We start from the raw sequence: 10,622 nt of genomic DNA on the forward strand, positions 1-10,622 counted from the left end.
TTAAATCTGGCTTTTGTTTATTACTAAAGTAACTAGATTAAAAGTAAAACAATTATTAAACTTAATATTAATGAGGAGGAAATTATCATCTTATGACTATGGAAACATTAGAATTTATTATTTATCCTGATGGTAGAGTCCAAGAAAAAGTCACGGGAATTATGGGCAAATCTTGTGAAGAAGTCACGGCAGCTATTGAAGCACAACTAGGAAAAGTTATTTCACAAAGCAAAACTTCAGATTATTTTAATGAGCAATTAATCGTCAATAATGAAACTCAATCTCAGAATTACTGATATTTTTCCATCATAAATGCTCTAAGATTTTCACATCATCAAGAATAATTTTCCGCACCAAAATTTTTTTATGTAAATCAGAACTATTATAATTTTATAATTATGTTTAATTTATAAGAGTAAGAGAGAAAAATATGGGGGCAAATGATTATAAAGATTATTATTCAGTATTAGGAGTGAATAAAAGTTCCACTTCTGAAGAAATCAAAAAGGCTTTTCGCAAATTAGCCGTTAAATATCATCCCGATAGAAACCCTGACAATAAAGCATCAGAAGAAAAATTTAAAGAAATTAGTGAAGCCTACGAAGTTTTAGGCGATACAGAAAAACGTCAAAAATATGATCAATTTGGCCGTTATTGGCAACAATCCGAAAGCAGACAATCTCCTTGGGCAAATTCTACCTCTAGCAACACCAAAGTTAATGTTAATGATTTTAAATTTGGAGATTATGCTAATTTTGATGATTTTATCAATGATTTATTAGGGCGCCCTTTTGCTAATAATAATCCTCGAAATACAAGCACTTCTGGGTTTTCTAATAGTGGCGGTTTTGGCACACAATCTCAATCATTTAGTAATGCTAAAGGTAGTGATATAGAAAAAACTATCAATTTAAAATATAGTCAAGCCTATCATGGTATCGAAACTAAACTCAATTTAGGTGCGGAGACTGTTAATGTTAAAATTCCAGCAGGTGCTAAAAATGGCACTAAAATTAGATTAAGAGGAAAAGGGCAGTTGAATCCTCTCTCGAAACAAAGAGGTGACTTATATCTTAAAGTTGAGTTACAACCCCATGATTTTTTTCAATTTGAAGATGATAAATTAGTGTGTGAAGTGCCTATTTCACCTCATGAAGCTGTTTTAGGGGCTGAAATTACCGTGCCGACTCCTGAAGGTGAAGTGAAAGTAAAAATTCCTGCTGGTATTCGTCATGGGCAATCTTTAAGATTAAAGGGTAAAGGTTGGAGTAGTACGAAAGGTGATTATGGTGATTTATTAGTCAAAATCGCTCTAGCTACTCCTAATAATATTACTGCTCAAGAAAAAGAATATTATGAAAAAATCAGAGAAATTAGTAAAGATAATCCTAGGGCTAATTTAAGTAAAATTCAACTTTGATTTTACTCTTGAAAAATCTATTCATTCATATTTTTATAAGTAGCCACGGCGGAGGGAGAGATACGATTAAGATAACGGAAAATCCAATATTTTAAAACCGTATCTAAAATTACGGGAAAAGTAGCAATAAATAAAAAGTTAAAATCCCTATTTTCAGGTAATCCGAAATGACGAGTAATGCTTTCTAAGATAATTTCCCATCCGTGAGGAGAGTGAAAGCCTACAAATATATCAGTAAAAAGAATAATTAAAAATGCTTTTGCTGAATCACTTAAACCATAAAGAGTTTCATCAATAAAAGACTTTAAAATTAATAACTCTCTTTTACTAAAAAAAATCACAAATCCAAAAGCTATTAAAGATAAAATATCAGCGAATATATTTTTAATAGCATTGGAACTTTTACCTCTAAAATTATCCGCTAATTCTAATGCTTTTTCCCTAATTTTATCTTCTTTTTCTTCAGGAGATAATTTTGGGGTTAACCCAATAATAGTTCTTAAATTCAGATTTTCTTCAAAGGTTTTTAATTCTATTAATGCTTCTTCTTCTAAATCTTGATTAATAAATATTACTTGTTCATGATTGTCAAAATAAGGATCAACGAATACTTTTCCTAAAGCAATTTTACTTAAATTATGGACTAATAAAGGTACTATAATTAACAGCAATAAAAACTTAACTGAAATAGCAGTTTTATATCTCGATTTTCTAAATTTATTAATAACATTATTTTCTGTTTCTATGGATTTAGGATCTATTTCTTGTCTAATTTTATCCAAAGTTCGTAAAAAAGAACGGGGCAAAACACTGGTTTTATCTGAGACGGTTTCAATACTTGGTTCAAGATTATTCTTATTTTTTGGTATTGATTTTACTACACTATTATTAGAATTATTTTCTTCTTTTACTTCAATAACTTTTAAAGAGGTATCATAATAATTATAATTATATTTATCAATAATTTTATCAATAAAATTTAGTCTTTCTAAAATTAAATCCTGTGTATATATTGTCTCTGTTAGACCATTATATTCTTGTTTATGTTTAAGAGATTTTCCATTATGATTTAAAAAATTATGAACTGATTTGCTAGTTTTAAATTGACCTAATTTAAGATTAATAATTTGTAAGTTAGAACGTAATTCACCATCAAAATAAGCAAAAACTTTATCGCCATAATTACAATTTTTCGGATCAATTTTTTGACCTTTAAAATGTTCTTCCTCAATTTTCTGAATAGCTACAGCGCTTTGATATGCTTCTTCTAAAGCATTTTCGGAGTTATTACTAATCCAGCGTTTAGTAGAACGGAGAATACGATTAAACATATAATGCCAACTAAGATAAGATGATCTAACATTTTATCTCAAGATTCTGAAGATAGTTGATCGTTAATTTTAAGTAAAGCAAGATAATAATTTTTCAGAAAACAAAGTCACTGTTTATGGTTAATTAATAAAACTGCTATGATAAAACCAATAATTAAGGTTTATTTAGTTTTATATAATCTAAATGCTGCGAATAATAACAGAACCATTTGAAGCCAAACAAGAACTGCAACGCATTAGCGATCGCACTCACAATGAACAGATAGAAACACAGTCAGCCATCGTCAAAGAAATCATTTCTATGGTGAGAAAACGGGGTGATAAGGCTTTGTTGGAATATACTGAAAAATTTGACCGACAAGTGATTACCCAATTGAAAGTGAGTGGGTCCGAAATTGACGCTGCCTATCAACAGATTTCGAGAGATTTACTAAAAGCCATCAAACTAGCAGCCAAAAAAATTGAGGCTTTTCACCAAAAAAGAGTACCAAAATCATGGGTACAGTTTGAAGAAGATAATGTAGTGTTAGGAAGACGTTATACTCCTGTGGATAGAGCTGGTTTATATGTACCTGGGGGAAGAGCCTCTTATCCTAGTACTGTATTGATGAATGCGATTCCAGCAAAAGTGGCAAAAGTACCGAGAATTGTCATGGTAACACCGCCGAGTCAAGAGGGGAAAATTAATCCCTCCGTATTAGTAGCAGCCAGTGAAGCAGGAGTAACCGAGATTTATCGTGTAGGAGGAGCTCAAGCGGTGGCGGCGTTAGCCTATGGTACAGAAACCATCCCTAAAGTAGATGTAATAACTGGACCGGGCAACATTTATGTAACTTTAGCGAAAAAAGAAGTATATGGTACTGTGGGCATTGATTCCTTAGCAGGACCTAGTGAGGTGCTAATTATCGCCGATAAACACGCAAATCCCGTTCATGTAGCCGTTGATTTGTTAGCACAAGCAGAACATGATCCCATGGCCGCAGCGATTTTAATTACCGATAGTGCTAAACTAGCCGAACAAGTACAAACGGAAGTTATCAAACAATTAGAAGATCATCCCCGACGTATTTTAACGGAAAAAGCCATCGCTCATTATGGTGTGATTATACTTACGGAAAATTTAATTCAAGCCGCAGAATTATCAAATTTATTCGCTCCCGAACATTTAGAATTAGAAGTAGAATCCCCTTGGGAATTAGTAGAACATATCCGTCACGCAGGAGCAATTTTCTTAGGTAATTCCACCCCCGAAGCCGTGGGAGACTATTTAGCAGGACCTAATCATACTTTACCAACATCAGGCGCGGCTAGATATGCTTCTGCTTTAGGAGTTGAAACCTTTATGAAATATTCAAGTTTAATAGAATATAGCCCTAAGGCTTTACAAACAGTAAGTCAAGCAATCATCGATTTAACCACCGCCGAAGGTTTGCCTTCCCACGGTAATTCTGTTAAATATAGAACTAAAAATCCTCATGGCTAAAAATATCTTAATCATCGGGGCAAGTCAAGGCATTGGTAACGGTTTTGTGCAACAGTTACTAACTGATACTAATGTCCATCATCTTTTTGCTACTTATCGCACAGAAGAAACGGCGAAAAATTTATTATCCTTAGAAAGTTTATATCCTGATAAATTAACCACCATAAAAGTAAATGTAACGAAAGAAAACGATATTGAACAAGCTACTCAATATATTAAAACTCAAGTCGATAATTTACATTTAGTGATTAATTGTGTGGGTATTTTACATGAAGATAATTTACAACCCGAAAAAAGTTTAAAACATCTTAACGCCGATAATTTATTACGATATTTTCAAGTTAATACTATTCCTGCCGCTTTATGGGCTAAACATTTATTACCGTTATTAAAACATTCACAACGGAGTATTTTTGCTAGTATTTCCGCTAAAGTGGGCAGTATTGAAGATAATCAACTAGGCGGTTGGTATGGTTATCGTGCTTCTAAAGCTGCTTTAAATATGTTACTGAAAAATATCGCCATTGAATATAGTCGAGTTAGTAAAAATACTATTGTTATCGCTTTACATCCGGGTACAACAGATACACAGTTATCCGCTCCTTTTCAAAAAAATGTCCCTCAAGAAAAACTATTTTCTGTTAGTCTTTGCACTCAACAATTATTATCTGTTATGGAGAATCTAACTATTAAAGATAGTGGTAAATTTTTTAGTTGGGATGGTAGTAATCTTCCTTGGTGATTATGATGAAGATTTTTGACATAATAAAACCACCGTATAAGCACAAATAGCCTCTTCTCTACCCACAGCATCTAATTTTTCATTAGTTGTAGCTTTTACGCTTATGTTATCGGCTGGAATGTCTAATTTTTGAGCTAAAGAATTAATCATAGCAGATAAATGAGGCTTTAATTTAGGACGCTCTGCCACAATTACACTATCAATATTACCAATAACCCAACCTCTATCAAGAATTAATTGATGTACTTGAGCTAACAATTCCATACTATCAGCACCAGCCCATTTTGGATCAGTGGGAGGAAAATAATGTCCTATATCCCCTAAACTTAAAGCACCTAATAAAGCATCCATAATAGCATGAGTTAATACATCAGCATCACTATGACCTAATAAACCGAGATGATGATCAATTTCCACACCACCTAAAATAAGTTTTCTTCCTTCCACTAATCTGTGCAAATCGTAACCGTTACCAATTCTTATCATTGTGATTGTGATACTCTTAAAAAAGACAATGTTTTTTCACCACTATTTTATAACTTATGGGGCGAAAGAAAAAAAGAGAAATACTATTTTCAATCTCTTTCTAATTTGTCAAAAAAAATATTTATCATCACGAGTCGTTAATAACGGTTAAAAAAAATAGTTTAATATGAGTAAAATTTTTCAAGATTTAGATTTTCTAAGTATTAAAAATAATCCAGACTTTAAAGAAGATAGTGTTAGAGAAGTGATTATTTTACCTTTATTAAAAACCCTTGGTTATACGGAAAAAAATATTATTCGCAGTAAAAGTTTACAACATCCTTTCTTGAAAGTTGGCAGTAAAAAACGTAAAATTAATTTGATACCTGATTATCTCTTAAAAATTGAAAATAATTACGGTTGGGTGTTAGATGCTAAAGCACCAAATGAGAATATTAAAAATGGTGATCATGTCGAGCAAGTTTATAGTTATGCTTATCATCCTGAAGTCAGAAGTAATTATTTTGCCCTCTGTAATGGCTTAGAATTTAGTTTATTTAAAACCTCTGCAACGGATACCCCAATTTTATATTTTCCCCTCGATGAATTTGATTATTATTATGAGCAATTAAGTCAATTTTTGTCTTTAAATAGTTTTCAACTGGGGAAGACTTTTTCTTATGATAACAAATTTTATCCCCCCCTGCCCCCCTTATTAAGTGGGGAGAAAGGCGTGGAAGTCCCCTTTTCTAAGGGGGATTTAGGGGGATCTTTCGATTACTTAAATCGTCCTTTATTAACAGAAATTGCAACGAAAAAACAAGCTGCAAAAAGACATTTTGGATGTAATCCATATTTTACTAGACAATCATGGGATATAGTCAATACTTATATTAAAAATTTTAGTCAACCTGATGATGTAATTCTTGATCCTTTTGGTGGTAGCGGAGTCACGGCAATTGAGGCTTTAATGACTGGTAGAAAAGCTATACATATAGACATTAATCCTTTATCTGTTTTTATGGTAGATTCATTATCTGTACCAGTAAAAATTAATGAATTTAAACAAGCATTTGAAAGAGTAAAATTAGCTTATCAAAAAGGTGAACCTACCACAGAAGAAGAGATACAAAAAACCTTAAAAAAATATCCTTATCCGAAAGGTTTAAAGTTGCCTAAAGGTTCAGATGTAACAAATATAGAGGATTTATTTACTAATAAACAAATTGCTCAATTAGCTTTTTTAAAGTATTTAATTAAGAAAGAAAAAAATATCAATATTCAAAAATCATTGTTATTAGCTTTTTACAATACAGTTAGTATAATTAATAAAACTTTTCATGCAACTCCAAAAGGAGGAGGAAATCATTTTGGTTATTATTACAGATATAGAATAGCGAAAAATCCAACATTTAAAAATACAATAGATGTTTTTGAAACTAAATTTAATAGAGTTTTAAATGGTAAAAAAGAGATGGAATATTATATAAATGAAAAAACCATTTTTAACGCTCAAATTGTCAAAAATTCTGCTACAGATTTAAGTTTTATACCTAATGAAAGTATAGATTATATTTACACAGATCCACCCTACGGGAAAAAAATTCCTTACCTAGATTTATCAACTATGTGGAATGGTTGGCTAGATTTAGAAGTAACAGAAAGTGACTATAATTTAGAAGCTATTGAAGGAGGAGAAAATAAAAAAACAAAGGATGAATATAACCAATTAATCGCCCAAAGTATCAAAGAAATGTATCGAGTTTTAAAATTCGATAGATGGTTGTCTTTTGTATTTGCCCATAAAGATCCCGAATTTTGGCATTTAATTATTGATACCGCCGAAAGTTGCGGTTTAGAATATGTGGGCGCAGTAGCTCAAAAAAATGGACAAACTAGCTTTAAAAAACGTCAAAATCCCTTTACCGTATTATCAGGGCAACTTATTATTAATTTTCGTAAAGTGCGTACTCCTCGCACAATTTTGAAAGCTAACTTAGGCATGGATATGGCAGAAATTGTCATCCAAACTATTGAGGGAGTAATTGCTAAAAATGATGGGGCAACCCTTGAGCAAATTAATGATGAATTGATTATAAAAGGTTTAGAATTAGGGTTTTTAGATTTATTGAAGAAAGAATATTCAGATTTAACACCGATTTTATTAGATAACTTTGATTATGAAGAAAAAACAGAATTATTTAATATCAAAAAAGAAACTAAGTTCAAATCACATATTGATGTCAAACTGAGAATTAAGTATTATTTAATCAGCTTTTTAAGAAGAAAGTCAAGGGAAAATAAAAGTTCTTCTTTTAACGAAATTGTGTTAAATATTTTACCGTTATTAAAAAATGGTACAACCCCCGAAAATCAAACTATTTTAACTGTCTTAGAAGACATCGCCGAAAGGGTAGGAGAAGACAGTTGGCGCTTAAAAGGTGAAGGGCAATTAAGCCTATTTTAGAAGCTATTTAAAAAGCCTCCCTAGATTGGGGAAAATTAACCAAAATTTAGTTAAAAGTTCTCTAAATTTCGAGAGATTTACGAGCAATTCCATAACATATAAAACTTTTTAAAGCAGTAAATATGATAACTTTATTCACAAAAAAATTAACTCCATGATTGAATTTGAAAATTTATTTTATACTTATCCCTGTAGTCAAAAACCAACGATTAATAATCTTTCTCTACACATCAAAAAAGGCAAACGTTATGGTTTAATTGGTAATAATGGTTCGGGTAAAACGACTTTTTTACGCATAGCAAATGGCTTATATCAACCTAGTAAGGGAGTTATTCGTATTGAGGGAAAACTTTTAACACATAATCGTCAATCCTTAAAAGCGTGGTATCAGCAAGTAGGTTTAGTATTTCAAGATCCTGAACAACAATTAGTTGCCACTACGGTAGAAGAAGATTTATCCTATGGTTTATGTAATTTAGGAAAGTCAAATACAGAAATTTCCCACAGAGTGACTCAGACTTTAAAAGACTTTAATTTAGAAGAATTAGCCCATTTTCCTGTTAATTATCTTAGTTTAGGACAAAAAAAACGTTTGGCGATCGCCGATGTAATGATTTTAAAACCAAAAATATTATTATTAGATGAACCTACAGCATACCTTGATCCCAAACAAAGAAAAGATTTAACTAAACAATTAGAGCATATTTTCCAAGAAGGCACAACTATTTTACTGGCAACCCACGATCTTGATTTTATTTATCGGTGGGCGGACTGGATTTTCGTTATGGATAGGGGTAAAATCGCTCTACAAGGCACACCTGACGAAGTTTTTGAGCAAAAAGAACTATTAGAAGAATTAGACCTAGATATACCCCTAGAATTAAAATTAAGTAAAGGAAAAAAGTAGGGTGGGCAATGTCCACAAAAAAAGTAACTTTAAGACACTGATGGAGAGTAAAAATAAAATACAAAATATTATATAAAGTAACAAACTGTTACAGTTCATAACAAATATGTACAAATTTGCTAACCTCAGTGGTAGCATTGCCTAGATAGTAAATATAATTACCATAAAAGTAAATATCTGTATGAGCGAAACAATTCAACTCACTGGAAAACTACCTAAATTTGGTGGTAGCACTGGCGGTTTACTTTCTGCGGCTGACAGAGAGGAAAAATATGCTATTACTTGGACAAGTAAAACTGAGCAAGTTTTTGAAATGCCTACTGGTGGCGCGGCTATCATGAATGAGGGTGAAAATTTATTCTATTTTGCGCGTAAAGAGCAATGTTTGGCTTTAGGCACTCAATTCCGCACTAAATTTAAACCTAAAATCGAAGATTATAAAATTTACCGTATTTATCCTACTGGTGAAATCCAATATCTTCATCCTGCTGATGGTGTATTCCCTGAGAAAGTTAACGAAGGTCGTGAATTTCACGGTAAAAAAGACAGAAGTATTGGTAAAAATCCTGAGCCTGTCACCCTCAAATTCTCTGGTAAAGCACCTTACGACGTATAGTTATTTATCTTAGCCCTAAATCCCCAATCTGGGGACTTTTTTTATTGCCTCAATTTTGGGGAGGGGTTTGCATATAAACTTTGATAATATGAACAAACAAAGTAATTGACAAATTAATGTAAATTTTCTATGATTCACTTTTGAAAAGAGAATTTATGCAATCAACTTCTCCCCCCTCTGTCGTCAAAAAAATCGTTTATTTAGATTATTTGCGTATATTCGCTTCTTTAGGAGTGATTGCTTGTCACTTATGGGTAGTAGCTTTTTTACCGAATCTAAATATAGAAACAGTTTTACTTCCTGAATGTTTAGGTATTCATGGAGATTTGTTGTATAAATGTGGATTAGATACTGTCTTTATTCTTCCTAATGATAGCTTAGATCATCTATTCTTTAATTTCTTTAATTTGATATTTGGAATGGGTTATCAAGGTGTTCATCTTTTCTTTATTTTAAGCGGTTTTGGTTTAACTCTTTCAGCATTTTTATCAGAGAAAAAAACAAATAGAATTGGTTGGGTTGATTTTCTTAAGAAAAGATTTTCAAGACTATATCCTTCATATTGGATAGTTTTAGCGATTTATTTATCCATCAATTTTTATCTATATAAAAGTGTTTTAGGATTGTTAAAAACCTATGTATTAGGATCTATTTTTCTTAACATTATTCCTGCTACTTGGTTTGTGCCGATTATTCTACAACTTTATTTACTTTTTCCCCTTCTTTTTTATTTTCTCAAAAAATTATCCATCAAAAACTTTCTTGTAATAAGCCTAATAATTAAAATAGTTGTTAGTGCTATTGTTATCACTACATCATTACTTGTCTTTAACAAAATTTTAGGCTTTGGTGGAGGTGCGCTTGCACCGGGTGGATTCGCTTTAACTAGATTATTTGAATTTTGTTTTGGAATGGCGATGGCAAAATATTATGTTATTCATGGATTTTCTATTAATACCTTAAATATTTTTCGTCAACCCTATTTCATTCTATTAGGATTTTTTCTGCAACTGTCTGGTTTTTTTCTATCGTTAAAATATAGTACAATAACTTTTGGCGTTGCTGAATTAAGGTATGATTTTTAGATAAAGGGGTCAAATTATCAAAAATAAAAAAATGATACAATGTCCAGAGTGCGGGTCTAAACATATTCACAAAAATGGAATTAAAAAAGGAAAGCAAAATCATCTT

The 10,622-nt window shown here is 31.6% G+C and carries 10 protein-coding genes; 8 read left to right on the forward strand and 2 right to left on the reverse strand.

From position 1 onward, the window contains the following. Positions 1–92: 92 nt before the first annotated feature. A complete protein-coding gene (locus ACEW8E_RS02330; RefSeq protein ID WP_373478727.1) occupies positions 93–296 on the forward strand; it encodes a DUF2997 domain-containing protein in 204 nt (67 codons plus the stop codon). Between the two features lie 134 nt (positions 297–430). Beyond that, positions 431–1,420: a DnaJ C-terminal domain-containing protein gene (locus ACEW8E_RS02335; RefSeq protein ID WP_373478728.1), complete on the forward strand. Its 990-nt coding sequence runs from the start codon at positions 431–433 to the stop codon at positions 1,418–1,420. 17 nt (positions 1,421–1,437) lie between these two features. Here the strand turns inward: ACEW8E_RS02335 and ACEW8E_RS02340 are convergent, their stop codons facing one another. Then, positions 1,438–2,751 carry a proton extrusion protein PcxA gene (locus tag ACEW8E_RS02340; protein WP_373478729.1) on the reverse strand — a complete coding sequence of 438 codons (1,314 nt, stop codon included), beginning with the start codon at positions 2,749–2,751 and terminating at the stop codon, positions 1,438–1,440. A gap of 184 nt (positions 2,752–2,935) precedes the next feature. On the opposite strand from ACEW8E_RS02340, the gene hisD reads away from it, so the two are divergent. Next, positions 2,936–4,234 (forward strand): histidinol dehydrogenase, encoded by a 1,299-nt coding sequence (gene hisD, locus ACEW8E_RS02345; protein ID WP_373478730.1) that lies wholly within the window; start codon positions 2,936–2,938, stop codon positions 4,232–4,234. After that, the gene (locus ACEW8E_RS02350; protein ID WP_373478731.1) at positions 4,227–4,976 is read left to right on the forward strand and encodes an SDR family NAD(P)-dependent oxidoreductase; all 750 of its coding nucleotides are present in this window, start codon (positions 4,227–4,229) and stop codon (positions 4,974–4,976) included. The genes hisD and ACEW8E_RS02350 overlap by 8 nt, the downstream gene beginning before the upstream one ends. Here the strand turns inward: ACEW8E_RS02350 and ispF are convergent, their stop codons facing one another. Continuing rightward, positions 4,977–5,462: a 2-C-methyl-D-erythritol 2,4-cyclodiphosphate synthase gene (ispF, locus tag ACEW8E_RS02355; RefSeq protein WP_373478732.1), complete on the reverse strand. Its 486-nt coding sequence runs from the start codon at positions 5,460–5,462 to the stop codon at positions 4,977–4,979. It abuts the gene before it with no gap. A gap of 166 nt (positions 5,463–5,628) precedes the next feature. Between ispF and ACEW8E_RS02360 the strand changes: the two genes are divergently transcribed. The 4 genes from ACEW8E_RS02360 (at position 5,629) to ACEW8E_RS02375 (ending at position 10,516) form a co-directional block, all read left to right on the forward strand. Next, positions 5,629–7,908 (forward strand): DNA methyltransferase, encoded by a 2,280-nt coding sequence (locus ACEW8E_RS02360; protein ID WP_373478733.1) that lies wholly within the window; start codon positions 5,629–5,631, stop codon positions 7,906–7,908. A gap of 154 nt (positions 7,909–8,062) precedes the next feature. After that, on the forward strand, positions 8,063–8,815 hold the full coding sequence (locus ACEW8E_RS02365; protein WP_373478734.1) for an energy-coupling factor ABC transporter ATP-binding protein: 753 nt from the start codon (positions 8,063–8,065) through the stop codon (positions 8,813–8,815). Positions 8,816–8,996: 181 nt separating this feature from the next. Next, entirely contained in the window at positions 8,997–9,431 is a 435-nt protein-coding gene (locus tag ACEW8E_RS02370; protein WP_373478735.1) for a photosystem I reaction center subunit II PsaD, read from the forward strand. 155 nt (positions 9,432–9,586) lie between these two features. Next, positions 9,587–10,516 (forward strand): acyltransferase family protein, encoded by a 930-nt coding sequence (locus ACEW8E_RS02375; protein ID WP_373478736.1) that lies wholly within the window; start codon positions 9,587–9,589, stop codon positions 10,514–10,516. Positions 10,517–10,622: the final 106 nt, after the last annotated feature.

The sequence above is a fragment of the Geminocystis sp. genome, assembly GCF_041753295.1.
Classification (GTDB): Bacteria; Cyanobacteriota; Cyanobacteriia; order Cyanobacteriales; family Cyanobacteriaceae; genus Geminocystis.